The sequence below is a fragment of the Actinomadura rugatobispora genome (assembly GCF_042656285.1).
GTDB lineage: Bacteria > Actinomycetota > Actinomycetes > Streptosporangiales > Streptosporangiaceae > Spirillospora > Spirillospora rugatobispora.
Genome location: NZ_JBHSON010000023.1, coordinates 99,208 through 123,613, shown reverse-complemented (window position 1 = coordinate 123,613; position 24,406 = coordinate 99,208). Strand labels below are relative to the sequence as shown.

Annotated in this window: 22 protein-coding genes; 7 read left to right on the top strand and 15 right to left on the bottom strand. The window is 73.3% G+C overall.

The window, feature by feature from the left end; genetic code table 11:
* The 3 genes from ACFPZN_RS18675 to ACFPZN_RS18665 form a co-directional block, all read left to right on the top strand.
* Positions 1 to 466: sulfite exporter TauE/SafE family protein (locus ACFPZN_RS18675; RefSeq protein WP_378283269.1), on the top strand; the 466-nt coding region annotated here is incomplete at its 5' end.
* Between the two features lie 17 nt (positions 467 to 483).
* Complete coding sequence (locus tag ACFPZN_RS18670; protein ID WP_378283268.1) at positions 484 to 1,608, top strand: L-talarate/galactarate dehydratase; 1,125 nt, start codon at positions 484 to 486, stop codon at positions 1,606 to 1,608.
* Positions 1,605 to 2,270: a FadR/GntR family transcriptional regulator gene (locus tag ACFPZN_RS18665; RefSeq protein WP_378283267.1), complete on the top strand. Its 666-nt coding sequence runs from the start codon at positions 1,605 to 1,607 to the stop codon at positions 2,268 to 2,270. Before ACFPZN_RS18670 ends, ACFPZN_RS18665 begins: the two co-directional genes overlap by 4 nt.
* Before the next feature lie 40 nt (positions 2,271 to 2,310).
* On the opposite strand, the gene ACFPZN_RS18660 is transcribed toward ACFPZN_RS18665, so the two are convergent.
* The 8 genes from ACFPZN_RS18660 to ACFPZN_RS18625 all read right to left on the bottom strand — a co-directional run bounded on the left by ACFPZN_RS18660 (position 2,311) and on the right by ACFPZN_RS18625 (position 9,362).
* A complete protein-coding gene (locus tag ACFPZN_RS18660; RefSeq protein WP_378283266.1) occupies positions 2,311 to 3,183 on the bottom strand; it encodes an alpha/beta fold hydrolase in 873 nt (290 codons plus the stop codon).
* A 126-nt stretch (positions 3,184 to 3,309) separates the two neighbouring features.
* The gene (locus ACFPZN_RS18655; RefSeq protein WP_378283265.1) at positions 3,310 to 4,068 is read right to left on the bottom strand and encodes an SDR family NAD(P)-dependent oxidoreductase; all 759 of its coding nucleotides are present in this window, start codon (positions 4,066 to 4,068) and stop codon (positions 3,310 to 3,312) included.
* 11 nt (positions 4,069 to 4,079) lie between these two features.
* Positions 4,080 to 4,994: a PaaX family transcriptional regulator gene (locus ACFPZN_RS18650; RefSeq protein ID WP_378283273.1), complete on the bottom strand. Its 915-nt coding sequence runs from the start codon at positions 4,992 to 4,994 to the stop codon at positions 4,080 to 4,082.
* A gap of 160 nt (positions 4,995 to 5,154) precedes the next feature.
* Complete coding sequence (locus ACFPZN_RS18645; RefSeq protein ID WP_378283264.1) at positions 5,155 to 5,934, bottom strand: SDR family NAD(P)-dependent oxidoreductase; 780 nt, start codon at positions 5,932 to 5,934, stop codon at positions 5,155 to 5,157.
* On the bottom strand, positions 5,931 to 6,764 hold the full coding sequence (locus ACFPZN_RS18640; RefSeq protein WP_378283263.1) for a TauD/TfdA dioxygenase family protein: 834 nt from the start codon (positions 6,762 to 6,764) through the stop codon (positions 5,931 to 5,933). Before ACFPZN_RS18640 ends, ACFPZN_RS18645 begins: the two co-directional genes overlap by 4 nt.
* Before the next feature lie 16 nt (positions 6,765 to 6,780).
* Positions 6,781 to 7,122, bottom strand: coding sequence for a hypothetical protein (locus ACFPZN_RS18635; protein ID WP_378283262.1), 342 nt, complete (start codon positions 7,120 to 7,122; stop codon positions 6,781 to 6,783).
* Positions 7,122 to 8,423 carry an aromatic ring-hydroxylating oxygenase subunit alpha gene (locus ACFPZN_RS18630; RefSeq protein ID WP_378283261.1) on the bottom strand — a complete coding sequence of 434 codons (1,302 nt, stop codon included), beginning with the start codon at positions 8,421 to 8,423 and terminating at the stop codon, positions 7,122 to 7,124. The genes ACFPZN_RS18635 and ACFPZN_RS18630 overlap by 1 nt, the downstream gene beginning before the upstream one ends.
* 81 nt (positions 8,424 to 8,504) lie before the next feature.
* Positions 8,505 to 9,362, bottom strand: coding sequence for an enoyl-CoA hydratase/isomerase family protein (locus ACFPZN_RS18625; RefSeq protein ID WP_378283260.1), 858 nt, complete (start codon positions 9,360 to 9,362; stop codon positions 8,505 to 8,507).
* 108 nt (positions 9,363 to 9,470) lie between these two features.
* On the opposite strand from ACFPZN_RS18625, the gene ACFPZN_RS18620 reads away from it, so the two are divergent.
* The 3 genes from ACFPZN_RS18620 (at position 9,471) to ACFPZN_RS18610 (ending at position 12,675) form a co-directional block, all read left to right on the top strand.
* Positions 9,471 to 10,430 carry a TIGR03621 family F420-dependent LLM class oxidoreductase gene (locus tag ACFPZN_RS18620; RefSeq protein ID WP_378283259.1) on the top strand — a complete coding sequence of 320 codons (960 nt, stop codon included), beginning with the start codon at positions 9,471 to 9,473 and terminating at the stop codon, positions 10,428 to 10,430.
* 80 nt (positions 10,431 to 10,510) lie between these two features.
* Positions 10,511 to 11,755 carry a CaiB/BaiF CoA transferase family protein gene (locus tag ACFPZN_RS18615; protein ID WP_378283258.1) on the top strand — a complete coding sequence of 415 codons (1,245 nt, stop codon included), beginning with the start codon at positions 10,511 to 10,513 and terminating at the stop codon, positions 11,753 to 11,755.
* A complete protein-coding gene (locus ACFPZN_RS18610; protein ID WP_378283257.1) occupies positions 11,755 to 12,675 on the top strand; it encodes an HpcH/HpaI aldolase/citrate lyase family protein in 921 nt (306 codons plus the stop codon). The genes ACFPZN_RS18615 and ACFPZN_RS18610 overlap by 1 nt, the downstream gene beginning before the upstream one ends.
* A gap of 6 nt (positions 12,676 to 12,681) precedes the next feature.
* Here ACFPZN_RS18610 and ACFPZN_RS18605 read toward each other — a convergent pair whose 3' ends face one another.
* Positions 12,682 to 15,105 carry an AAA family ATPase gene (locus ACFPZN_RS18605; protein ID WP_378283256.1) on the bottom strand — a complete coding sequence of 808 codons (2,424 nt, stop codon included), beginning with the start codon at positions 15,103 to 15,105 and terminating at the stop codon, positions 12,682 to 12,684.
* A gap of 159 nt (positions 15,106 to 15,264) precedes the next feature.
* On the opposite strand from ACFPZN_RS18605, the gene ACFPZN_RS18600 reads away from it, so the two are divergent.
* Positions 15,265 to 18,420 carry an ATP-binding protein gene (locus ACFPZN_RS18600; protein WP_378283255.1) on the top strand — a complete coding sequence of 1,052 codons (3,156 nt, stop codon included), beginning with the start codon at positions 15,265 to 15,267 and terminating at the stop codon, positions 18,418 to 18,420.
* A 199-nt stretch (positions 18,421 to 18,619) separates the two neighbouring features.
* Here ACFPZN_RS18600 and ACFPZN_RS18595 read toward each other — a convergent pair whose 3' ends face one another.
* The 6 genes from ACFPZN_RS18595 to ACFPZN_RS18570 form a co-directional block, all read right to left on the bottom strand.
* Positions 18,620 to 19,255: a maleylpyruvate isomerase family mycothiol-dependent enzyme gene (locus ACFPZN_RS18595; RefSeq protein ID WP_378283254.1), complete on the bottom strand. Its 636-nt coding sequence runs from the start codon at positions 19,253 to 19,255 to the stop codon at positions 18,620 to 18,622.
* 32 nt (positions 19,256 to 19,287) lie between these two features.
* Positions 19,288 to 20,571: an RNA polymerase sigma factor gene (locus ACFPZN_RS18590; RefSeq protein ID WP_378283253.1), complete on the bottom strand. Its 1,284-nt coding sequence runs from the start codon at positions 20,569 to 20,571 to the stop codon at positions 19,288 to 19,290.
* Between the two features lie 5 nt (positions 20,572 to 20,576).
* Positions 20,577 to 20,915: a YciI family protein gene (locus tag ACFPZN_RS18585; protein WP_378283272.1), complete on the bottom strand. Its 339-nt coding sequence runs from the start codon at positions 20,913 to 20,915 to the stop codon at positions 20,577 to 20,579.
* A 157-nt stretch (positions 20,916 to 21,072) separates the two neighbouring features.
* Positions 21,073 to 21,516, bottom strand: a complete 444-nt coding sequence (locus ACFPZN_RS18580) for a response regulator (protein ID WP_378283252.1) — start codon at positions 21,514 to 21,516, stop codon at positions 21,073 to 21,075.
* Positions 21,513 to 23,189, bottom strand: coding sequence for a sensor histidine kinase (locus ACFPZN_RS18575; RefSeq protein ID WP_378283251.1), 1,677 nt, complete (start codon positions 23,187 to 23,189; stop codon positions 21,513 to 21,515). Before ACFPZN_RS18575 ends, ACFPZN_RS18580 begins: the two co-directional genes overlap by 4 nt.
* Entirely contained in the window at positions 23,186 to 24,406 is a 1,221-nt protein-coding gene (locus tag ACFPZN_RS18570) for a PP2C family protein-serine/threonine phosphatase (protein WP_378283250.1), read from the bottom strand. The genes ACFPZN_RS18575 and ACFPZN_RS18570 overlap by 4 nt, the downstream gene beginning before the upstream one ends.

Below are 24,406 nucleotides of genomic sequence, written 5' to 3'. Positions count from 1 at the left end.
CGCGCTGCTGCTGGCGCGCGACCGCCTGCGCGCGTGGGCCGAGGTGCGGGCGGCGCGCACGGCCGCCGCGGCGGCCGCGGACCCGTCGGCGGATCCGGGGGAGGCGCCGGCGCCCTCGTTCCTGCCCCTCGTCGTTCCGGTCGCGCTGGTCGGGCTGTACGGCGGGTACTTCGGCGCCGCCTCCGGGGTGCTGATGCTGGCCGTGCTGTGCGCCACCGCGACCGAGCCGCTGCCGGTGACCAACGCCGTGAAGAACCTCGCCACCGGCGCGGCCAACGTCACCGCGGCGGTCGCCTTCGCGTTCCTGGCACCGGTGCACTGGCCGGCCGCGGGACTGCTGTCGTGCGGCTGCCTGGTGGGCAGCTGGCTGGGACCCAAAGTCGTACGACGACTTCCGGAGCGGCCGCTGCGCTACGCGATCGCCGCCGCAGGTTTCGGACTCGCCCTCTCCCTTCTGGTCGTATGATGACCTAGGTTGTCATCATGACAACTCGTCCCGACCGCATCGCCCGGGTCCGCCTGTCCTCGCTCCGCCTCCCCCTGACCACCCCGATCAGCGACGCCAAGGTCCTCACCGGGCGGCAGCGCCCGATGACCGAGATCGCCTTCCTGTTCGCCGAGATCGGATCGGAGCAGGGCCACGAGGGCGTCGGGTTCGGCTACTCCAAGCGGGCCGGCGGGCCGGGGCAGTACGCGCACGCCCGGGAGATCGCGCACGAGCTGGTCGGCGAGGATCCCAACGACATCGCGCGCATCTGGGACAAGCTGGTCTGGGCCGGTGCCTCGGTCGGCCGCAGCGGCCTGGCCACCCAGGCGATCGCCGCGCTCGACGTGGCCCTGTGGGACATGAAGGCCAAGCGCGCCGGCCTGCCGCTGGCCAAGCTGCTCGGCGCGCACCGCGACTCCGTCCGCTGCTACAACACCTCCGGCGGGTTCCTGCACACCCCCGTCGAGGAGGTCCTGAAGAACGCCACGGCCTCGCTGGAGCGCGGCATCGGCGGCATCAAGATCAAGGTGGGCCAGCCCGACACCAGGACGGACCTGGCCAGGCTGGACGCCGTCCGCGAGCACCTCGGCGAGGACGTTCCCCTGATGGTCGACGCCAACCAGCAGTGGGACCGGGCGACCGCCCACCGCATGGGCCGCGCGATGGAGCGGCACGGCCTGGTCTGGATCGAGGAGCCGCTGGACGCCTATGACCACGCCGGGCACGCCGCGCTCGCCACCGCGCTGGACACGCCCGTCGCCACCGGTGAGATGCTCACCAGCGTGACCGAGCACGCCGAGCTGATCAGGGCCGGGGGCGCCGACGTCGTCCAGCCCGACGCGCCGCGCATCGGCGGCATCACGCCGTTCCTGCGCCTGGCCGCCCTGGCCGACCACGAGCACCTGCAACTGGCCCCCCACTTCGCCATGGAGATCCACCTGCACCTGGCCGCCGCCTACCGGTCCGAGCCGTGGGTGGAGCACTTCGAGTGGCTGGAGCCGCTCTTCGAGGAGCGCCTCGACATCCGCGACGGGCGGATGATCGTGCCCGACCGCCCCGGCCTCGGCATCACCATGAGCGAGCAGGCGCGAGCGTGGACGACGGAGACCTACTCGACATGACGACCAGGACCCAGCGGCTCGTCGACATCCTCACCGCCCGCATCCAGGAGGGCGTGATCAGGCCGGGGGAGCGGCTGCCGACCGAGGGCGGCCTCGTCGAGACCTACGGCGTGAGCAGGACGGTCGTGCGCGAGGCCGTCGCGCGCCTCAAGGCCGCCGGGCTGATCGAGACCCAGCATGGCCGCGGCAGCTTCGTCCTGGCCAGGCCGAGCACGACCGGGTTCGAGCCGGAGCCCCGCGACCTGCGGGACGTGCTCGACCTGCTCGACCTGCGGATGGGCGTGGAGGCGGAGGCGGCGGGCCTGGCCGCCGACCGCCGTACCGAGTCCGCCCTCACCGGCCTGCACCAGGCCCTGGAGAGCTTCGCCCGCGCGGCCGCCCACCCCAGCACGGCGGTGAACGCCGACTACCAGTTCCACCTGCGGATCGCGCTGGCCACCGGCAACCGCTACTTCGGCGACCTGCTGGGCTCGTTCGGCCCCTCGATGATCATCATGCCGCGGGAGCGGCTGCACCCCCGCCGCCCCGACTTCGCCACGATCGTGACCGAGCACGAGAACATCTACGCCGCGATCGAGCGCCAGGACCGCGAGGCCGCGCGCGCGGCCGTCCGGGTCCACCTCTCCAACAGCCGCGCCCGGCTGCTGGCCGCGCAGACCTGACCGGTCCAAGCCCGACCGTTCACCCCCGGCCGCTCGCCGGTCAGGTGAAGTCGTCGATGAGGCGTGCCAGGTCGAGGGGCTTGTCGCCCTGGACGGAGTGGCCCGCGCCCTCGACGGTCTCGATCCGCGCCCGGGGGAGGAGCCGGGAGAACTCGGTGACGTCGTCGGGGGAGACGACGCCGGAGAGCGAGCCCAGGACCAGCATCGCCGGCGCCTCGATCTTGGCGAGATCCTCCCAGAGCGCGCCGAACCCGTACGGGTCGCCGGGCGGCCGCAGCCGGTCGTAGCGCCACTGCCAGGTGCCGTCGGGCAGCTGCCGGGCGTTGTGCAGGATGCCCCGGCGCAGTGAGCTCACCGATCTGGTCGGGTTGAACTTGACCGTCCGCTCCAGCAGCTCGTCCAGCGAGGGGAAGGTCTCGGGGCCGTCGACGAACGCCGCGATCGGCGCCGCCTTGTCCCGGTTCACCCCCGGGCTGACGTCCACGACCACGAGCTTTCGCACCAGCTCGGGGTGCTGCGCGGCCAGCCGGATCGCGGTGAGCCCGCCCAGCGACATGCCGACGACCGCCTCCGCCTGCGGGGCGAGCCGTTCGATGACGGCGGCGATCGCCTCGGCGTTGCGGACGGGCCAGTAGTCCCGGTCCTCGCGCCAGTCGGAATGCCCGTGGCCGGGAAGGTCGACCGCGACCAGGGGACGGTCCAGGGCCAGCGCGACGGTGTCCCAGGTGTGCGCGTTCTGCGCGCCGCCGTGCACCAGCACCAGCCGGGGCGGCCCCTCGCCCCAGACCAGCGAGCTCACCCGCTGCCCCGGGCCGACCTCGACGGACTCCCGGCGCACGGACGGCGGGCCCGTCCACGGCAGCCCGGCCTCCCGGGCGTTCTCCTCGAAGAGCCCGAACTCGTCGTACGCCATGACAACTCCCGCCGGTAGGAAGGTGTGCCGTGCTCCCGGAACACCCTATCCCTAGCTTTTCAGTATGAAATCGGCGGGGTGCCGTGAGATCCGGGGCCGTGAGATCCGGGACCGCCCGGCGCGGCCTCAGCGGGCGACGTAGCCGCCGTCCACGGGAAGCGCCGTGCCCGTGACGAACGACGACTCGTCACTGGCCAGGAAGAGCGCCGCGGCGGCCAGCTCGGACGGCAGGCCCCACCGGTCCATCGGCTGGACCGGCATCCTCGTCCCGGGCGGCGGCTCCGGGTCCTCGCGGGTCGCGCCGGCCAGGCCGGTGTAGGTGTTGCCCGGGCAGATCGCGTTGACGCGCACGCCCTCCTTGGCGTAGTCGAGCGCCGCGCTCTTGGTCATCTGGACGACGCCGCCCTTGGCCGCGGAGTACACCGAATGGTGCTTCCAGCCGACCAGGCCCGCCGCGGAGGCGGTGTTGACCACCGAGCCGCCGCCGGTGCGCAGCATCGCCCCGATCCCGTACTTCATGCCCAGGAAGACGCCCTTGAGGTTCACCGCGACGACGTCGTCGAAGGTGCTCTCGTCCTGCTCGACGATGGGCTTCCTGGGACCGCCGAAACCGGCGTTGTTGCACAGGACGTCCAGCCGCCCGAAGGTCCGCTCCGCGGTCTCGATCATCGCCCGCACCTCGGCCGCGGACGAGACGTCGCAGTGGACGGCGACGGCCGCGTCGCCGATCTCGGCGGCGACCTCGTCCTGCTGCCCGCTGCGGTCGGCGCAGACGACCCGCGCGCCCTCCGCGGCGAACAGCAGCGCCATGGACCGGCCGATCCCCGACCCCGCGCCGGTGATGACCGAGACCTTGCCGGCGAGCCGGCCCTTGCTGAGCGTCATGGCGTCCATCCCTACGGTTCCGCTGGGGTGCTGGTCGTGGTGCGGTGCCGCGCCTTGGGCGCGAGCTCCGGTTCGTGCTTGGTGAGGATCTGCCGGAAGCGGGCCTCCGCGAGCGGCCCCAGCCCGTCGTAGATCCGCGCGAAGATGCGCTGCGCGCGGCGCCCGGGCCAGCCGGGCGGGAGCAGGCTCTCCGGCAGCTCGGGGTCGACGCTCACCAGTTCCCGCCAGGAGTCCTTGACGCTCGTCCTGGCCACGAGCGCCTCCGCCGCCCCGACCGTGCCGTGCTCGACGCGGTCGACCAGCGGCCCGAACTCGGCGATGAACTCCTCGTACTGGGCGCCGATCGCGGCGACGTCCCAGGCCGCGAGCGGGTCGCCGCGGTTGACCGCGAAGGTGACCTGGGAGCGCAGCACCGTCGCGTTGGCCACGGCGACGCTCTGCAGGAGCTCGACCGTCTGGTCGTGGGCGGCGTGCGGCGACACCCACACGCTGTCGTACAGGGGGGCGTAGCCGAGCCACCGCAGCCGCGTCCGCAGCGTGTACCGGAGGTCGCGCTGGTCGTCGGGGACGGAGAAGACGACGGTCGTCCACGAGCCGTCCCACGTCCGCTCGCGGGCCCGGAACTCCACGGTGCGCCGCTGGGCCTGCTCCAGCACGTGCGACGCTGTCGCCGCGAGCCGGTAGAACGTCCTGCGGCCCTTCCGCGTCGACTCCAGGACGTTCCGGCGGGCGAGCCGGGCGATCGCGGCGCGCGCGCTCGCCTCCGTGTTGTCGAACTCGGTGAGCAGCGCGACCAGCGCCGCGGACGGCAGGTACTCCTCCCGGTCGAACCAGTAGTCGGTGAACAGCCCCAGGACCAGGTGCTGGGGATTCGATCCGACCTGGACGCGCGGAAGGTCGACGTCGGTCTGCACAAAGGCTTCCATCACGTGGGAACGCTATCCACCGCGGCCCCCGCCGGGAGGGCCGACGTCCGGTCCGCCGGTGCCGTCTCGGGCCGGCCGGCGGGACCCCTCCCCGCACCCCGGTGACACCCGGTCACCGTGCGGAGTGCGGGGAGGGGCCCGTGTCGCGCTGGAACGGCCATCAGGTGTTGCGCCCGCCGTTCACACCGATGATCTGGCCGGTCACGTAGCCCGCCTCCTCGGAGACGAGGAAGGCGCACGCGGCGGCGATGTCCTCCGGGCGGCCCGGCCGGCGGACGGGCGTCCGGAGGGTGTGGTCCTCGACCGTGCCGCCGAACATCCCGCGCCGCTCCGACTCCCTGAGCATGGGGGTGTCGATGAAGCCGGGAGGGATCGTGTTGACGGTGATCCCCTTGGGCCCGAACTCCAGGGCCAGCGACTTGGTCAGGCCGATCAGGCCCGCCTTGGCCGCCACGTAGTGGGCCATGTACTGCTGGCCGCCCTGGGCGCTGGAGGAGGAGATGTTGACGATCCGCCCCCAGCCCGCCTCGATCATGCCGGGCAGCACGGCCTGGGTGCAGTAGAACGGGCCGTCGAGGTTGACCGCCATCATGCGGCGCCACTTCTCGTCGTTGATCTTCAGGAACTCCCGGAACCCGGTGATGCCGGCGTTGTTCACCAGCACCAGCACCGGCCCGAGGTCCTCGCCCACCCGTCCCATGGCCGCGTCGACCTGGGCCCGGTCGGACACGTCGACGCCGCCGACCGCCAGCGCCTCGCCGCCCTTCTCCCGCACCTCGCCGGCGACGGCCTCGGCGCGGCCGGCGTCGAGGTCCACGATCGCGACGGGGTGCCCGTCCTGGGCCAGGCGGTGCACGATCGCCCGGCCCATGCCCGAGCCGCCGCCGGTCACGACCGCCGTGCGCCGTCCGGGCGCCGGGGCCGGGCTCGGCTCGCTCATCGCACCTCCTCCTCACCGGCGAGGCTGGTGCGGTGCATCAGCCTCGACGAGTTCTCCCCGTAGGGCTGCGCCCGGTGGAGCATCCCGGTGTTGTCCCAGATGACCAGGTCGCCGGGACGCCACCGGTGCCGGATCGTGAACCGCGGGCTGGTCGCCCGCTCCAGCAGGCGGTCCAGCAGCGCCCGGCCCTCCTCGGCCGGGCGCCCGACGACCTCCCCGGCGGTCGCGCCGATGAGCAGCGACTTGCGGCCGCTGCGGCGCGTCCACACCAGCGGGTGCTCCCGGGAGGGCACCCTGTCCCACGCCGCCCGCTCCTTGGGCGAGGGGTCGGGGTACACCAGGAGCTGCGAGGCGGCGAAGCTGTGCACCACGCGCAGCTTCTCCAGCTCGCGCTTCTCCTCCTCCGGCAGTTCCTCGAAGGCGGCGTAGGTGTTGGCGAACTCGGTGTCGCCGCTGCCGTCGTCGGAGACCTGCCGGGCGGTGAGCAGCGTCGCCTTGTTGGGGAGGGTGTCGGTGGTGCCGTCGATGTGCCAGAAGAAGGTCGCCTCACGGTAGGCGGCGAGCTTGCTCTTGGACGCGTCGCGGGTGATCCGCTGGATCTCGGGGCGCTCGTGGCCCCCCATGGCCAGCGGCACGACCTCGCCCAGCAGCCGGCTGAACGCGACGAGGTCGTCGTCGCCGACATCGGCGTCGCGGTAGATCACCACGCCGTAGCGCTCCAGCGCGGCCAGGCAGTCGCCGGCCACGCCGCGGTCCACCAGCGCGCCGCCGTGCAGCCCGGTGATCTCGAGCCCGGTGGTCGGGCCGATCGGGGTGGTGGTGACGGGCATCGGTCGCCTCCTCCGTTCAGACGGCCGGTTCGACGGCGGTGTCGAAGAAGGCGGCGCCGGAGTCGGGGATGCGCGGCTGCATGAACACGTTGACCGCGTACGACACCAGGATCATCGAGTAGAGCAGCTGCAGCAGGCGGGTGGCGTCCTCGGGCAGGTCGTTCAGGTCGAGCCCGTTGAGGTACAGGATGGCCTCCTCGGCGCGCGGGGCGATGGCGTCGTAGAACTCCGCCAGCTCCTCGAACGTCTTGGACAGGCGCATGTCGTAGCGTTCCTGCCGGGTCGGCCTGGCCCAGTCGGCGACGTAGGGCTCCAGCTCGGCGAACTGCTCGGGCAGGGCGCGGGTGGTCGTGGACATCAGCCCTCCTGCCGGCCGGTGCCGGCCTGGTGCGCGGCGACGGTGTCGCGGACGGTCTTGTGGAACTTGCGGATCAGCAGTTCCTGGTCGCTGAGGTGGAACGTCTGGTTGGCGCGCGTCGACAGCCCCTGCTGGGTGGCCTCGATCGTGTTGACGTCCTGCATGGCGAACTCGATGGTGCTGTCGACGATCAGCTCCTGCGCCAGCCGCTCCTGGGCGTTGCGGGGCGGCACGAAGTACAGGTCGATGTCGTAGCGGTGCCGGTCCACCGACTCGGGCCAGTAGGTGTAGGTGATGTAGAAGCCGCGGGCCCAGATCTGCACCGACAGGTTGGGGAACAGCCAGAACTGGTCGTTGCCCCACGACTTGATCTGCCCCTTGTTGAGGAACTCGGGGAGCGGGCCGATGTCGGGGATGTCGTCGGGGCCGAACAGGCCCGCCCTGAACAGGCGGTAGACCCACTTCTGGTCGCGCGCGGCCTCGCCGGCCGTCCCGGGCTCGCGCGGCGGCAGCGGCGGCGGGCCGGGCACCGAGGTGAGCATGTGCGGCGTGAACAGGTCGTAGTGGTAGGAGTCCACCGGCGGGACGAGCTTCTCGGCCTTGGAGATGTCGCGGTCGATGAAGCGGGCGTGGACGTACGGCGGGTGGTACCACTCGCAGACCGAGTCGACGGCGAGCTTCCAGTTGCCCCTGATCGGGGCGGAGAACCCGTACCGCTGGGTCATCAGGTGGAACGGGTAGGTCTCCAGCTCCAGCAGCCGGTCACCGAGGAAGGTCCGCAGCGGGACCGGGTCCTCGGAGAGGTTGACGAAGATGAAGCCGGCGAACTCCTCCACGTGCACCGGCGGCATCCGCAGGGAGCCCTTGTCGAGGTTGAAGAACTCGCCCTCGTTGGTGACGTGCGTGACGCGCCCGTCCAGGCCGTAGCGCCAGCCGTGGTACTTGCAGGAGAACTCGCGGCACGAGCCCTTGGACTCCTCCTGGGGGTGCTCCTGCCAGACGACCTTGTTGCCGCGGTGGGCGCACACGTTGTGGAAGGCGTTCACGGACCCGTCGCGGCCCCGGGTGATGACGATCGAGGCCAGGCCCGGCAGCTCGCGGGTGAAGAACGTGCCCTTCCGCGGCAGCAGCTCGGAGCGGCCGACGTACAGCCACGACCGCTTGAAGACCGCCTCCCGCTCCGCCTCGAAGAACTCCGGCGAGATCGAGTCCTCGTAGTTGACCGGCTCGGTGCCGAGGTCCTCGTACTGGGGGGTGAACTTGCCCTTACCCGTGGCCAGGCGTTGTTGAAGCTCCGTCATGACCTGTCTCCTTGGCGTGTTGTCCCTTGGATAGTAGTCACTTTTTCCAAGAACGAACAGACTTCTGTCTAGCTTTGTGCCTCACTTGCTCCACGGCTTGTCGTTCCAGGCCCGGTCCAGCGGCTCCATCCCGCCGCCGAACGGGAAGAACTCCTGCTGCGCGTAGGTCTCGCGGGCCACGCCGTGGCCCAGTTCGTCCAGGTAGGCGCGCTTGATCTGGTTGGTGAACAGCTGCCGGGTGTAGCGCAGCACCATCGGGGGGCGCTTCACCAGCTCGCGGGCCAGCTCCCAGGCCCGGTCCATGAGCTGGTCCTTGGGCAGCACCTCGTTGACCGCGCCCCACTCGAGGGCCTCCTGGGCCCCCAGCTTCTTGCCCGTGAGCAGGAAGTAGCGGGCCCGGTTGTGGCCGACCAGGTAGCTCCAGATCACGTGCTGGCCGTCGCCGGGAACCTGGCCGCGCGGGAAGTGGGAGACGTCCTGGAAGTAGGCGTCCTCGGAGGCCAGCACGATGTCGCCCATCAGCGGGACCTCGGAGTGGATGTTGCAGGGGCCGTTGACCACGCTGATCATCGGCACGTCCACCTCGAGCACGTTCCACTGCAGGTGGCGGTTGTACCAGGCCTTCTCGTCCAGCTTGTAGAGCCCGCGGACGCCCGGCATCACGTCGTAGACGGGCGGGTCGGGCAGTTCGCCGTTGGGCAGCCGGCCCCAGTCGGCGTTGTAGTTCTCCCCGGTGCCGGTGTGGATGAGGACCTTGATCTCACGGTCCCCGGCGACGTCGGAGAAGGCATCGGACATGTCGTCGTGCGACTTCCAGTCCCACACCAGGCTGCCGCCGTCGGTGTGGCACTGCATGAGCAGGATGCCGTCGTCGCTCAGCTCGAACCTGTAGTTGGGGTAGCTGTCCTTGTAGTCCTCGTACCTCGCGCGCTTGACCATCGCTCGTCCCTTCGCCGTGCGGTGAGCGGCCGGCGCTCACCGCGTCGTGCCGCGCCAGGGGGATGGCGCGACTCCCACACGACACACTATTATCGCACGGTGGAAAATATGCATCCTTTCCGGTTCGCCGTCCAGGCGACCAAGGCGAAGTCGGCCGCCGAGTGGCGCGATCTCGCCCGCAAGGTCGAGGACCTCGGCTATGCCACGCTGTTCGTGTCCGACCACTACGTGGGGCCGGGCCAGGTGGCGCGCGAGATGCGGTTCCCGCCGCAGCGCCTGGCCCCCATCGCCGCCATGGCGACCGCCGCGGCGGTCACCGGAACGCTCCGCGTCGGCTGTCGCGTCTTCTGCGCCGACTACCACGTGCCCGCCGTGCTCGCGAAGGAGGCGGCGACGATCGACCTGCTGTCGGAGGGGCGGCTGGAGTTCGGGATCGGCGCAGGGTGGAGCGAAGCCGAGTACCGGGCGATGGGGCTGGACTTCGCGCCGCCGCCGCGCCGTGTCGACAAGCTGGAGGAGGTCGTCGCCCTGGTCAAGGCGCACTGGAGCGGCGAGCAGATGGACCTGCGGGGCGAGTACGCGACCGCGACCGGCTACTCCGGCCTGCCGATCCCGGTCCAGCGCCCCCGCCCCCCGATCATGATCGGCGGTGCCAAGAAGCGGGTGCTGTCCCTGGCCGCCCGCGAGGCCGACATCGTCAGCATCAACAACGTGCCCTTCGACGCCGTCAACGACGCCGGCCGCACCCCGGCGCAGGAGGCCGTCCACCGGTACGGCATCGTCCGCGCGGCGGCAGGCGACCGGCTGGCCGGCATCGAGATCGAGAGCTCGCCCTTCTTCACCGCGATCACCGACGACCCCGGCGAGGCGGCCGCGCGCGTGGCCAAGGTGCTCGGCGTCGACGCGGCCCTGCTCCCCGAGCACCCCAACGTGCTGGTCGGCTCGCTCGACCAGGTGGCCGACCTCCTGCAGGAGCGCCGCGAGGTCTTCGGCGCCAGCTACATCAGCGTCCAGCAGACGGAGTTCGAGCGCTTCGCGCCCGTCGTCGCCCGCCTCACGGGCCGGTAGCGACCTCGGCGGCAGGACGCGGCCGCAGAGCGCCGGCGCACGCCGGCGGAGATCCAGCAGAGAGGCGGCAGAGAGGCAGCATGGTCGAACGAGAACGATCGTCGGGCGGCGGGCGCAGCGCCGGCCCGGACGCGCGGGGGCCCCTGCACGGCCTGCGCGTCGTCGAGACGGCCACCCTCGCGGCGGGCCCGACGGTGGCCACCGCGCTCGGCGAGTTCGGCGCCGAGGTGATCAAGGTCGAGCAGCCGCGCGCCGGGGACCCGATGCGCACCTGGGGCGACCGCAAGGACGGCATCGGGCTGGTCTGGAAGAGCATCAGCCGGAACAAGAAGTGCGTGACCCTCGACCTGCGCGGCCCCGCCGGACAGGAGCTGCTCCACCGCCTGCTGGGGACCAGCGACGTGCTGGTCGTCGGCACCCGGCCGAGCACCCTGGCGCGCTGGGGCATCGACTACGCGTCGGTGCACGCCGCGCACCCGCACATCGTGTACGCGCACATCAGCGGCTACGGGGCCGGCGGCCCCAAGAGCGACCGGCCCGGGTACGGCACGCTCGCCGAGGCGATGAGCGGCTTCGCGCAGGTGACCGGCCAGCCCGACGGGCCGCCCACGCTGCCTCCGTTCATGCTGGCCGACGGCATCGCCGGCATGGCCGCGACGTACGCGGTCATGATGGCGCTCTACCACCGCGACGTGCGCGGCGGCGAGGGCCAGCTGGTCGACGTCAACCTCATCGAGCCGCTGTCGCGGCTGCTGGAGTCCTCGACGCTGGCCTACGACCAGCTCGGCGTCGTCAAGGGCCGGGTCGGCAACCGGCTGGACGCCAGCGCCCCCCGCAACGCCTACCGCACCGCCGACGACCGCTGGCTGGCGATCTCCAGCGCCTCGCCCAGCATCGCGGTCCGGGTCTTCCGCGCCATCGGGCGGTCCGACCTGGCCGAGGACCCCGACTACGTCGACCCCGTCCGGCGGCAGGAGCGGGCGCTGGAGGTCGACGGGCTGGTCGCCGACTGGGTCGCGCGGCGGACCCTGGACGAGGCCATGGCGGTCTTCGAGGCCGCCCAGGTCACCGCCGCGCCCGTGTACGAGGCGCCGCAACTGCTGGCCGACGAGCACCTGCGGGCCCGCGGGATGTTCCTGCCGGTGGACGACCCCGACTTCGGCCGGGTGACGGTGCAGGCGCCCGTCGCCCGGCTCAGCGGCACGCCGGGCCGCGTCGGCCACCTGGGCCGCCCGCTCGGCGCCGACAACGACCACGTGTACGGAGAGCTGCTCGGTCTGGACCCCGCCGAGATCGAGAAGCTCCGGACGGAAGGGATCATCTGATGCGCGAGCCGAGAGCGCGCCGGTCGGAGCTGGCCACGCCGGCCAGCAGCGAGTACATGTGCAAGAAGGCGGCGCGGTCGGACGCCGACCTGGTCTTCCTCGACCTGGAGGACGCCTGCGCCCCCGCCGCCAAGGAGTCGGCGCGCGGCATCGCCGTCAAGGCGCTCACCGGAGAGGACTGGGGCCGCACCGTCCGCGCCGTCCGCGTCAACGGGCTCGACACCCGCTGGTGCCACGACGACGTCATCGAGGTCGTCACCGGTGCGCGCGAGGCGCTCGACGTGATCATCGTGCCCAAGGCGCGCACGGCCCGCGACGTCTGGTGGGTCGACGTCCTGCTGACCCAGCTCGAGGACAAGCTGGGCCTGTCCAAGCGGATCGGGCTCGAGGTGCTCATCGAGGAGGCGGAGGGCCTGGCGAACGCGGTCGAGATCGCCCGCTCCAGCGACCGCCTTGAGGCGATCATCTTCGGCGCCGGGGACCTGTCGGCGTCGATGCACGCCAGGGTCGACGGCAACTTCGACCCGGTGAGCGACTACCCCGGCGACTTCTGGCACCACGCCCGCGTCCAGGTGCTCACCGCCGCCCGCACCGCCGGGATCGACGCCATCGACGCGCCGTACCCGGCCTACAAGGACCCGGACGGCTACCGCCGGGCCGCCACGCACGCCGGCCTGCTGGGCTTCGACGGCAAGTGGGCCATCCACCCGAGCCAGGTCCCGGTGGCCAACGAGGTCTTCGCGCCGACGCCCGAGGAGGTCGCCGAGGCCCGGGAGTCGATGGAGGTCTACCAGAGCGCCGCCGAGGGCGGCACGGGCGCCATCGGCCGCGACGGGCGCCTCGTCGACGCCGCCCACATGCGCCTGGCGGCCAACGTCCTGCACAAGGCGGCGCTCGCGAACGTGCGGCCGCCCGCCTGACGCGCGCTAGTCGCGGGCCGGGCCGCCCGGCCTGATGGTCAGCGATGTGCCGCCGGCCCCGGCCTCGGCCGTGACCGTCGACCCGTCGGCGTACCGGCCCGCCAGCAGCGCCTCGCCCAGCGGCTGGACGAGCAGCCGCTCGATGGCGTGCTCCAGCCCGCGGACCCCGGAGGCCCCCGCCCCGCCGTGCCGGAGCAGCAGGTCGTAGGCGCCGTCGGTGAGGACCAGCGTGATCGAACGCTCCGCGAGCCGGTCGCGGACGCGGTCGACCAGCTTGTCGGCCACCTGGCGCAGTTCCGCCCTGGTCAGCGGCGAGAACACGACGACCCGCCCGATGCGGCCCAGCAGTTCGGGGCGCAGCGACTCGCGCAGCGCGGCCATCACGCGCTCGGTGGCGGCCGTGCCCGATCCGGGCCGCCGCTCGCCGTCGCGCGGGGCCGCCCCGGCCGCGAAGCCGAAGGGCCGGCCCCCGGCGGGCGGCCCGCTGCCCGCCGCGGAGCCGAGATTGGAGGTCAGCACGACCACCGCGTCGGCGAACGGGACGCGCCGGCCGCGGGAGTCGGTGAGCCGGCCCTCGTCGAAGATCTGCAGGAACAGGTCCAGGACCTCCGGATGGGCCTTCTCGATCTCGTCGAACAGCACGACGCTGTGCGGGTGGTCCCTCATGGGGCCGCTGAGCTGGCCCTCCCGGTCGTGCCCGATGTACCCGGGCGGGGGACCGAGCAGCCGGGACACCGAATGCCGCTCCTTGTACTCGGACATGTCGATGCGGACCAGCCGCCGCTCGTCGTCGAACAGGAACTCCGCGAGCGCCTTGGCCAGCTCGGTCTTGCCGGTGCCGGTCGGCCCGGCGAACAGGAACACCCCGATCGGCCGGCCCGGGTGGCCGAGCCCGGCGCGGGAGGCGCGGATCGCCTCGGCGACCGCGCCGACGGCCTCGTCCTGGCCGATCATCCGGCGGCGAAGGCGCTCCTCCATCCCCAGCAGGCGCCGCGCCTCGTCCTCCTCGACGCGTTCCACCGGGATCCGGGCGCGTTCGGCCACGACGGCGGCGACCTCGGCACGGCCGACCCGGGCCGGCGCGACGCTCTCCGGCTCCGGGCTCAGGGTCTGGATCCGCGTCGCCGCGCACGCCTGGTCGACCAGGTCGATGGCCTTGTCCGGCAGGCGCAGGTCCGGCAGGTACCGGACGGCCAGGTCCACCGCCGCCTCCGGGACCGCCGGATCGATCTCCACCCCGTGGTGGCCCGCGATCCGTCCCCGCAGCCCGCTCAGGACGGTCACCGCCTCCGCGCGGCTCGGCTCGTCGATCCAGACCGCCTCGAAACGGCGTTCCAGCGCGGGGTCGGACTCGATGTACCGCCGGTACTCGCCCGGGGTCGTCGCCCCGACGCAGCGCAGCTCGCCCCGCGCCAGCGCCGGCTTGAGGATGTTCGCCGCGTTGCCCGCCCCGCTCCCGCCGGCGCTGAGCACCGTGTGGAGCTCGTCGATGAAGAGGATCACCTCGGGCGCCCCGGTCGCCTCCTTGAGCACGCCCTGCAGCCGCTCCTCGAACTCGCCCCGGTACGTCGCGCCCGCGACCAGGCCCGCCATCGACACTTCGATCACGCGCGACCCGGCCAGCGCGGCGGGGGCCCCCGGGGCGGCGAGCCGCTGCGCCAGCCCTTCCACGACGCAGGTCTTCCCCACGCCCGCGTGGCCCACCAGGACCGCGTTCGCCTTGCGCTGCCGCACCAGCACGCGGGCCAGTTTGCGCAGTTCCTCGCGCCGTCCGATCAGCTCCGGGAGCCTGCCCTGGCGGGCCAGCGCGGTCAGATCCCGGCCGTACCGGTCGAGGAACTCCAGCTTGCGCTCCTCGGGAGGCTCCGGCTCCGGCTTCGGCTTCCGGGCCGGTTCGGGGCGAGGCGACCTGGCGCTGTGGGCGGCCGGGGCGGCCCGCCCGCCGGGCTCGGGGAAGAAGGCGGCGAGCGGATCCGCGACGCCGAGAGCGACGAAGGCGCGCGACTCCGCGGGCCCGAGCCGTTCGAGAACCGCCCGCAGAAGGTGGGACGGACCCGCCGGGCCCGGGTCCGCCAGCTGGGCCGCCCTGCTGAACGCGCGGTAGGCGGCCGGGCTGCGATGGACCGGCCCGTTGCGCGGCCGTCCCGGGGCGGGAGCGGCGAGCGCCGTGCGCAGCCGGCGGCGCAGCGCGACCGGATCGGCGCGGGCGATGACGAAGAGCTGATACAGGCGCCGGGCGTCGTTCTCCATCGCGGCGCGGTCGTCCGCGGTGAGGCCGCTGCCGACGAGGACCTCGGCCATGTCGGCGCGGCTCAGCTTGCTCAGCCCGATCAGCAGGTGCCCCGGTTCCACCGAGGGCGCGTGCCCCGCCCGCGCTTCCCGGCGGGCCATGCCGAGGACCGTTTCCACGCTCTTGGTGAAGCGGGTCACCGGTCCCTCGCCCCGGGGATGTCAGCCGATTCGCCAGGCATGCGCCGAAAATAGCGACTGTAAACACGCTTGTCTATTTGGCGTGCGGGCGCCGAGCGGTTATCGCCGACAGTGATCAATATTAAACTCTCGGTGATGTCGGGTGGGGGAAGAGGCCTCATGGAGTCGACGCTCATCGGGCGGGACGCGCCGCTGCGCGTGCTGCGGTCCCAGATCGAGAGGGCGGCCGCGAGCCACGGCGGCCTGGTGCTGGTCACCGGCGAGGCCGGCATCGGCAAGACCTCGCTGGTGGGCGCCGCCGTCGGGGAGGCGACGCGGCGGGGCGTGCGCGTGCTGCACGGCGCGTGCTGGGACTCCGACAGCACCCCGGGGTACTGGCCGTGGACCCAGGCCCTCCGCGGCCTGCGGCGCAGCCTCGACGACGCCGGGTGGGCGCGGGTGGCGGCGTCCGCCGGCGGGCTGCTGCCGGCCCTGCTGGGAGAGGACGCCAAGTACGAGGCCGTCGACGGCTTCCGCCTGTTCGACGCGGTCACCTCCGTCCTGATCGCCGCCTCCCAGGACCGGCCCGTCCTGGCGGTGCTGGAGGACCTGCACTGGGCGGACGCGGCGTCGCTCCGCCTGCTGGAGTTCGCGGCGCAGCACATCTGGTTCGAGCGGCTGCTGGTGGTGGCGACGTACCGGGACGTCGAGGTCGAGCGGCCGGGCCATCCCCTGCGCCCGCTGTTCCAGCCGCTGGTGATGAGGGCGACCACCGTCCGGCTGGCGGGCCTGGAGCCGGAGGGCGTGGCGGAGCTGATGGCCCGCATCACGGGGGAACGGCCGCTCGAGCAGGTGCTCGGGGAGACGCACCTGCGCACAGGCGGCAACCCGTTCTACGTCGAGGAGGCGGCGCGGCTGCTGTCGGCCGGGCATCCGGTCACCCGGATCTCCTCCGGCGTGCGGGCCGCGCTGCGCCGGAGGGTGTCCCTGCTCAGCGAACCGGCCGCCGACCTGCTCGGCGCGGCCGCCGTGCTCGGCCGGCGCTTCGGCCCCGCGACGCTGGCCGGGATGGTGGGCGCGAGCGGGACCGGCGTCGCCGGGCTCCTCGCGGAGGCGGTGGACGCCGATCTGGTGCGGACGGCCCCCGGAGGCGACCTCGTCTTCAGGCACGACCTCGTACGGGAGACCCTGTACGACTCGCTGGAGGAGCGGCACACGCGGCGGTTGCACGCCGCCGCCGTCCGCGCTCTGCGCGATCCGGCGGGGGTGCCCGATCCCGAACGGCCGACCGCGCTCGCCCGGCACGCCTACCTCGCCGCGGGCGAACTCGACGAGGACGTGGCGGTGGACCTGCTGCTGGACGCGGCGCGGCACGCGTCGGCCAGGATGGCCTGCGACGAGGCGGTGCGGCACTGCGAGCGCGCCCTGGAACGGCTCGCCGCCGACGCCCATGGCAGGCGTGTCCGGCTGTTCCTGTTCCTGGGCACGGAGCTGCAGTTCATCGGCGAGCACGACCGGTCCTGGCTCGCCTTCGAGCGGGCGGCGGCGCTCGCCCGCGAGGCCGGCGACCTGGAACTCCTGGGCCAGGTGGCCATGGTCCTCTTCAGCACCGACGGGCAGGGCGACCGGACCGGGCTGAAGTCCCGCGTCCTCCGGGAGACGCACGCGCTGCCGGCGGGAGGGGCGGCTCCCGCCGGGGACGCTCCCGGCTGCGAGCAGGAGCTGGCCGGCGTCGTGGCCCGCCGGGTCGTCGCCGCCGCGCGCGAGTCCGGCGACGACGAGGCACTGCGCATCGGGCTGTGGGGACGCCTGGTCGCCGAATGGGGACCGGACACCGTGGCCGACAGGGTCGCCCTGACGGGCGAGCTCGTGGAGGTGGCGAGGCGCCACGGCGACCGCGTGATGGAACTCGTCACCATGTGCGTCCACTGGGTGACGCTGCTGGAGAACGGTGATCCGGCCTACCTGGAGCAGCTGGACGCGGTGGCGAGGGCGGCGAGGGACAGCGGCTCGCCTCGCATGGGCTTCGCCTCGGTCATGGACCGCAGCGTCGTCTGCGCCGCCATGGGCCGCTTCGCCGAGGCCGAGCAGCTGCTCGCCGAAACGCTGGCGCTCACCGAACGGGACGGAAAGTACTTCCGGCTCCTCGCCCTCCACCACCATTGGGCCCTGGCCCTGCTCCAGGGGCGGTTCGATGAGGCGGACGGCGTCCTGCGGTCGCTGGCGGCGCACGGCCATCCGCACATCGAACTGCTCGAAGCCATCAGCGCGCTGGAACGGGGCGAACGACCGTCCAAGCCCGTACCGCGTCCGGCGCGGGACGCCGACACCGTCCTGCAGCGCAGCATCCTCCCCTTGTGGCTGAGGTACGAGTCCCAGGCCGCGGCGGCCTCGGGGGACGCGGTCCGGTGCGAGCGGGCGCGGGCGGACCTCGCCCCTTACCGGGGGCAGTGGGTCGTCTCGTTCTACGGGTGGAGCATCAGTGGCCCGGCATCGCTGTGGGCCGGCATGCTGGCGGCGGCGCAGCGGCGCTGGGACGAGGCGGTGGACGAGCTGACCGAGGCCCGGCGGTCCGCCGACCGGCTGCACCTGCGCGCGTGGTCGGTACGGGCCCGCTTCGAACTCGCGACCGTCCTGAACGCCCGGGGGAGCGGGCAGGATGCCGCCACCGCCGCCGCGCTGCTGCGCGAGGTGGCCGCCGAGGCCGGACGGCTGGGCATGGCGCATCTGGCCGAACGGGCCGAGCACATGGCTCCCGGCCCGTCCAGGAAGGGCGCCGCCGACGGCTCGTACGAGTTCACCCGCGACGGCTCCGTCTGGCGGCTGACCTACGGCGGCGGCACCGTGCACATGCCCGATGCCAAAGGGCTGCGCGACCTGCACTGCCTCCTCTCCCAGCCGGGCCGCGACCTCGCCGCGGTACGCCTGCTGAACCCCCAGGACGCGACGCAGGCCGTCGAGACGGCCGCGTCCCTGGGGGCCGACGCCGTCCTGGACGACGAGGCCAAGGCGCGCTACCGGCAGCGCCTGGCGCGGCTCGACGAGGCCATCGAGCAGGCCACGGAGCTCGGGCAGGACCGGCGGGCCGCCGAATACGACCGCGAGCGCGAGGCCCTGCTCGACGAGCTGCGCCGCGCCACCGGCCTGGCGGGACGCGCCCGCAGGCTCGGCGACACCGGCGAGCGCGCCCGCAAGACGGTGACGGCGCGCATCCACAACGCCCTGCGCCGTATCGGCGACCGGCACCCCGACCTCGCCGCCCATCTCCGCGCGTCCGTCTCGACCGGCGCGACGTGCCGCTACGCCCCCGACCGCGAGATCAGGTGGCGGCTGTGACGTCCCGCACGGGCTCGAGCAGGTCGTGCAGCGCCGGCAGATGGGGCCGGACGGTGCCGGGAAGTCTTACGGCTTCGCAGAGGGGTTGGAACTGCCCCGCGAGATGCGTTCCGAGCGTGCCCGCCACGTGCTCGCCTGCGGATCCTCCAGGGGAGGGCGCCACAACGCATCACGCCGGGGTGCCCGAGGAGCCATCCGGTTATGTCGCGGAGGCGGCGACGCGCGCGACGCCCGCGCCCGTCAGCGCCGCCAGGCCCGCCGTGCGCCCGGTGGCCAGCATGAGCAGGTCGGCGATGGGACCGCGGATCTCGTCCGGCCCCTCGCCCGCCGACCACCGGACGTCGGTGGCGGTCAGCCGCGTGCCGCGGAGGCGCTTGCGCGCACCGTAGAACCGGCGGCGCAGCACGTGCTCCAGCGCCGGGATCGCCGGCTCGGCGGGCATCTCCCGGACGCGTCCCAGCGGGCGCGCGATGTCCTGCCCGTGCACCAGGACGTCGACCAGCGGGTCCAGCGGGGCGGCGCCGGGCGTACGGCGGGCCGAGCCCGCGGTCTCGCGGAGTTGCTCGACGAGCGCGGCCGGTCCGTACCTGGCGGCCCGCTCCCGCGCCAGGTCGGCCTCCATGCGGTTGAAGTCGCCGCGGGCCCGGATCGCGCCCTTGACCGCGACGAGGAGGGTGGTGCGCGTGGACAGGGTCATGTGGGCGGCCACGTCGTGCACCGTCCACCCCTGGCAGAGGGAGTCGGCCCGCCATTCGTGCTCGTCGAGCGTGTCCAGGAAGTCGGCGAGGCCGAGCCGTTCGGCCCGCACCCAAGCGAGGATCTCGTCGCGTCGCATGTCGAACTCTCTTCTATAGGTCGTTGGTCCGGCTACGAGCCGGGGCGCTCGATCATGTCGAGCCGGCGCCGCAGGAGCGCCCGGTCCGGGTCGGTGCCCGCCAGGTCGAGCGCCTCCCGGTAGGCCGAGGCGGCCTCGGCGTCGCGGCCGAGCCGGTGCAGGAGGTCGGCCCGGGCGGCCGGGTAGGGGTGGTGGCCGCGCAGCAGCGGTTCGCCCGCCAGCTCGTCGAGCAGGTCCAGGCCGGCCTGCGGGCCGTCGCGCATCGCCACGGCCGCGGCCCGGTTCAGCGCGACGACCGGCGACGGTGCGATCGCGAGCAGCACGTCGTACAGCGCCACGATCTGCGGCCAGTCGGTGGAGGCGACGTCGGCGGCCTCGTCGTGCAGGGCCGCGATCGCCGCCTGCACCCCGTACGGGCCGGGCGGGCCGCCGGTCAGCGCGGCCGGCACCAGGACGAGGCCCTCCTCGATCATCGGCCGGTCCCACCGGCCGCGGTCCTGCTCCTCCAGCAGCACCGGCTCCCCGGCCGGGCCGGTACGGGCGTCGCGCCGGGCGTGGACCAGCAGCATCAGCCCGAGCAGTCCGGCGGCCTCCCGCTCGCGCGGCAGCAGCCGGTGCAGGATCCGCGCCAGCCGGACCGCCTCCTCGGCCAGGTCGAGCCGCTGCAGCAGCGGGCCCGAACTGGCCGCGTACCCCTCGGTGAAGATCGAGTACACCGCCTGGAGCACCCCCGGCAGCCGGTCCGGCAGCTCGTCGGCGCCGGGGACGCGGAACGGGATCCGGGCCTCGCGGATCTTCTTCTTGGCCCGGGTGATCCGCTTGGCCATCGTCGCGGTGGGAACGAGGAAGGCCCGCGCCACCTCGGGCGTGGTCAGCCCGCCCAGGTAGCGCAGCGTCAGCGCCGCGCGGTCCTCGGCCGCGAGCGCCGGGTGGGCGCAGGTGAAGAACAACCGCAGCCGCTCGTCGGGCAGGTCGCCGCCCGGCTCGGCGGCGGGGACGGGGCCCGCCCGGTCCGCCTCCACCTGCAGGACCGCCAGCCGCGCGGCGAACGCCTGGTCGCGCCGTAGCCGGTCGACGGCCTTGCGGCGCGCCGTGGTCATCAGCCACGCGCCCGGCTTGGGCGGAACGCCGTCGACCGGCCAGCGCTCCAGCGCCGCCTCGACGGCCTCGGAGGTGACCTCCTCGGCCAGGTCGAGGTCGCCGAAGCGGCGGACCAGGGCCGCCAGCAGCCGGCCGCGCTCCTCGCGGAACACCGCCTCCACCGACGCCGCCGGCGTCCCGTCCGGCGTGCCCGCCCCCGCGTCCCGCCCGTCCATCGTGCTCAGGCGCCGAAGTCGGCGACCGGCCTGACCACGATCGACCCGTCCCGCGCGCCGGGGCAGCGGGCGGCCCAGTCGAGCGCGGCGTCGAGATCCGGGACGTCGATCACGTAGAAGCCGCCGAGCAGCTCCCGGGTCTCGGCGAACGGCCCGTCGGTCACGATCCGCCGGCCGTCCTCGTCCACCCGGACCGCCGTGGCGGTGACCAGGTCGGCCAGCGACTCCCCGGAGACCATGATCCCCGCCTCCCGGACCTCCTTGTCGTAGGCCGTCCAGTCCTCGACGGTGCAGCCGGCGGCGCCGCCGTTCTCGTCCGCGGCATCGGCCATGATCAGCAGCATGTACTTCACGGTCTGACTCCCTTGTTCTGCGTCGTCTCCGGCACGGCGTGGCCGCCGTACGCCATCACTACGAACGGGACGGCGCCGAATGGACACGTCCCCGGAAAGAATTTCGCCGCGGCGGCGCGGCGGCCGGGACCGGCGACGACAGGCGGGGTCAGCCGCGCGGCGGCAGGCGGACCACCGTGACGAAGAAGTCGTCGATCTGGCGGATGGCCGCGATGAACTGCTCGAAGTCGACCGGCTTGGTCACGTAGGCGTTGGCGTGCAGCCGGTAGCTGCGCAGGATGTCCTCCTCCGCGGAGGAGGTGGTGAGCACGACGACCGGGATGGACGCGAGCTCGCCGTCGTTCTTGATCTGCTCGAGGACCTGGCGGCCGTCGTAGCGGGGCAGGTTGAGGTCCAGGAGGATGAGGTCGGGACGCGGCGCGTCCGCGTACTCCCCCCGGCGGTAGAGGAAGTCGAGCGCCTCCAGGCCGTCGCGGACGACGTGCAGCACGTTGCCGACCTTGTTGTCCTCGAACGCCTCGCGCGTCATCAGCTCGTCACCGGGGTCGTCCTCGACCAGGAGGACCTCGATGGGACGTACGGGCGTGGTCATGATGCGGCTCCCTCGGAGACGTCGGTGGTGGCGGACTCGCCGCCGGATGCGGTGGAGCCGCCGGGACGGGGCAGGAAGAAGCCGATGCGGGCCCCCCCGGAGTGCTCGGTGTCCAGCCCGATCCGCCCGCCGTGCGTCTCGACGATCTTCTTGCACAGGGCCAGGCCGATGCCCGTGCCGCCGTACGCCTCGCGGCCGTGCAGCCGCTGGAAGATCACGAAGATCTTCTCGGCGAACTCGGGCGCGATGCCGATGCCGTTGTCGGCCACCGACAGCTCCCACCCCTCGCCGGTCTCCTCGCACCCTATACGGACGATCGGCGCGCGGTCGGGGGAGCGGAACTTCACCGCGTTGCCGACCAGGTTCTGCCACAGCATGGTCAGCATGGTCATGTCGCCCTCGACCTCGGGCAGGCTCTCGGGGCGCTCGATGACGGCCCCGGACTCCTCGATCGACTCCTGGAGGTTGGACAGGGCCTTGTCCAGGGGCTCGCCCAGGTTCATGGGGCGGCGTTCGTCGTAGAGGCGCCCGACGCGCGAGAAGGAGAGCAGGTCGTTGATGAGCACCTGCATCCGCTTGGCGCCGTCGACGGCGAACTCGATGTACTGGTTGCCGCGCTCGTCGAGCTTGTCCTGGTACCGGCGCTGGAGCAGCTGGCAGAACGACGCGACCTTGCGCAGCGGCTCCTGCAGGTCGTGGCTGGCGACGTAGGCGAACTGCTCCAGCTCGGCGTTCGAGCGGCGCAGCTCCTCGGTCTGGGCGTCCAGATCGGCGGTCCGCTCCTCCAGCTGGCGTGCCCGCCGGGTGGACAGCCCCAGCTCGTGCACGATGCGATGCCGCATCGCTTCGACGTCGGAGGCCACGGCGCGCAGGTCCGCGGGCCCCCGCGGCTCGATGACGTGGTCGAAGTCGCCGTCGGCGACGCGCCGGGAGGAGCGGCCGAGCCGCGACAGCGGCCGCCCCACGGCGACGTGCAGCACGATCGCCAGGAACAGCCCGGCGACCAGGATCGCCGCGACCATGGTCGCCAGGGCCGCGTCACGGGTGGCCCGGTTGTCCCGGAGGTCGGCGCGGCCTTCGGCGACCAGCCGGTCGAGCCGGCGGTTCTGGTCGTCCAGCGCGTCGCGCAGCCGGTCGAAGCCGGCCTTGCCGCCGCGGACCGTGGCGGCGTCCACCGAGCCGGGGCCGCGCTCGGCGACCCGGTCGACGACGGGCTCGGTGTAGGAGGTGCGCCAGGCGGCCGCCAGCCCGTTGATCCGCCGCACGTCCGCGCCGGCCTCGGGGACTTCGCGCACCAGGGCGACGAGCCTGCCGGCCGCCTGCCGCTCCGCGCGCTGCCCGCGCCGGTAGGGCTCCAGGAAGGAGGGGTCGCCGGTGAGCACGTAGCCGCGCACCCCGGTCTCCTGGTCGAGGAGCGCGGCCTGCAGCCGGTACGCCTCGGTGCGGGCGGGGGAGAGCCCGCCGAGCAGGCGGTCGGCGGCTTCGCTCGTACGGTTCAGCAGGGTGTAGCCGACGACGCCCGAGACGGCCACCAGGAGCCCCACCGCGGCGAGGACCAGCACCAGCCACTGCTGCACCGTGAGGCCGCCGCCCCGCCTCCGGCGGGCCGGGCGCTCAGCCGCCTCGCCCGCGTCCGTCGCGTCCGGGGTGTTCCCGTTCTCGTTCCCTGTCACCGGTTCTTCCAGCCCAGGCTCAGCACGGCGACGTCGTCACCGAGCCCGCCGTATTCGGCCGAGGCCTCCTCGGCGTCCGCGATCAGTGAGTCGACGAAGCCCGCGGCGTCCAGGTGCCGCGACCGCCCCGCCAGTTCCAGCAGCCCGTCCAGGTCGAGCCGTTTGCCGCCCGGACCGACCTCGCCCTCGAACAGCCCGTCGGTGAACAGCACCAGCTCGGTCCCCGGCGCCAGCGGCACCTCTTCCTCCGGCCACTCGCCGAGGCCAGGGATGAGGCCGAGCGCCATGCCGCCCTCGGGCTCGACGAGCCGTACCGGACCGTCGGACTCGCGGAGCATCATCGCCGGATGGCCTGCCCGCAGGACGATCGCCGTCCGATGGTCGGGGGTGAGGGTGAGGGTCGTGAGAGTGACGAAGCTCTCATCGTCGTCGCGCTCGGCGAGCAGCAGTTCCTCCAAGAGTTCTATGAGGCGGGCGCCGCGGGCGCCGGTCAGGATGAACGACCGCCACGCCACCCGGAGGCAGACGCCGAGGGCCGCCTCGCCGGGCCCGTGGCCGGCCACGTCCCCGATGACCGCGTGCACGGCGCCGTCGGGGGTCTCGACCACGTCGTAGAAGTCGCCGCCGAGCAGTGAGGTGGCGCGTCCGGGACGGTAGCGGGGGACCACCGTGACCTGGTCGGTGGTCAGCAGCGGGTTCGGCAGCAGCCCGCGTTCGAGCCGCGCGTTCTCCTCGGCGCGCAGCCGGCCGGCCTGGAGCGCGGCGGCTGAGAGTTCGGCCTGCTTGCGCTGGACGGCATAGCGGATCGCCCGGCCGAGCCACTCCGGTTCCAACTGGCCCTTGACGAAGTAGTCCTGCGCGCCCGCCGACACCGCGGCCAGGCCCGCCTCAGCCTCGGCCAGCCCGGTGAGGACGATCACCGCGGCCTCCGGCGCCTCGGCCAGCACGATCTTGAGCGCGTCCAGCCCCTGCGCGTCGGCCAGGTGCAGGTCGAGGAGCACGCAGCGCCCGCGCCCGCCGCCCGCCAGCTCGGCGCGCGCCTCCTGGAGGGAGCGCACCCAGGTCAGCCGGTTGTGCACATTGCCGTCGACCAGCAGTTCCTCGACCAGCAGGGCGTCACCGGCGTCGTCCTCGACGAGCAGAAGCTCGATCGGCCCGGAGCCGTCGCCCGCCCGCACCGTGTCCGCCGGGACCGGCGTCACACCGGGCCCTGGCAC

Bases quoted from the DNA above. Each gene is read 5' to 3' on its own strand.
- ACFPZN_RS18600 (WP_378283255.1), top strand. From the start codon at position 15,265: ATGGAGTCGACGCTCATCGGGCGGGACGCGCCGCTGCGCGTGCTGCGG.
- ACFPZN_RS18585 (WP_378283272.1), bottom strand. From the start codon at position 20,915: ATGCTGCTGATCATGGCCGATGCCGCGGACGAGAACGGCGGCGCCGCC.
- ACFPZN_RS18615 (WP_378283258.1), top strand. From the start codon at position 10,511: ATGGTCGAACGAGAACGATCGTCGGGCGGCGGGCGCAGCGCCGGCCCG.
- ACFPZN_RS18620 (WP_378283259.1), top strand. From the start codon at position 9,471: ATGCATCCTTTCCGGTTCGCCGTCCAGGCGACCAAGGCGAAGTCGGCC.
- ACFPZN_RS18670 (WP_378283268.1), top strand. From the start codon at position 484: ATGACAACTCGTCCCGACCGCATCGCCCGGGTCCGCCTGTCCTCGCTC.
- ACFPZN_RS18645 (WP_378283264.1), bottom strand. From the start codon at position 5,934: ATGAGCGAGCCGAGCCCGGCCCCGGCGCCCGGACGGCGCACGGCGGTC.
- ACFPZN_RS18610 (WP_378283257.1), top strand. From the start codon at position 11,755: ATGCGCGAGCCGAGAGCGCGCCGGTCGGAGCTGGCCACGCCGGCCAGC.
- ACFPZN_RS18590 (WP_378283253.1), bottom strand. From the start codon at position 20,571: ATGGACGGGCGGGACGCGGGGGCGGGCACGCCGGACGGGACGCCGGCG.
- ACFPZN_RS18640 (WP_378283263.1), bottom strand. From the start codon at position 6,764: ATGCCCGTCACCACCACCCCGATCGGCCCGACCACCGGGCTCGAGATC.
- ACFPZN_RS18625 (WP_378283260.1), bottom strand. From the start codon at position 9,362: ATGGTCAAGCGCGCGAGGTACGAGGACTACAAGGACAGCTACCCCAAC.
- ACFPZN_RS18635 (WP_378283262.1), bottom strand. From the start codon at position 7,122: ATGTCCACGACCACCCGCGCCCTGCCCGAGCAGTTCGCCGAGCTGGAG.
- ACFPZN_RS18650 (WP_378283273.1), bottom strand. From the start codon at position 4,994: ATGGAAGCCTTTGTGCAGACCGACGTCGACCTTCCGCGCGTCCAGGTC.
- ACFPZN_RS18665 (WP_378283267.1), top strand. From the start codon at position 1,605: ATGACGACCAGGACCCAGCGGCTCGTCGACATCCTCACCGCCCGCATC.
- ACFPZN_RS18630 (WP_378283261.1), bottom strand. From the start codon at position 8,423: ATGACGGAGCTTCAACAACGCCTGGCCACGGGTAAGGGCAAGTTCACC.
- ACFPZN_RS18595 (WP_378283254.1), bottom strand. From the start codon at position 19,255: ATGCGACGCGACGAGATCCTCGCTTGGGTGCGGGCCGAACGGCTCGGC.
- ACFPZN_RS18580 (WP_378283252.1), bottom strand. From the start codon at position 21,516: ATGACCACGCCCGTACGTCCCATCGAGGTCCTCCTGGTCGAGGACGAC.
- ACFPZN_RS18655 (WP_378283265.1), bottom strand. From the start codon at position 4,068: ATGACGCTCAGCAAGGGCCGGCTCGCCGGCAAGGTCTCGGTCATCACC.
- ACFPZN_RS18660 (WP_378283266.1), bottom strand. From the start codon at position 3,183: ATGGCGTACGACGAGTTCGGGCTCTTCGAGGAGAACGCCCGGGAGGCC.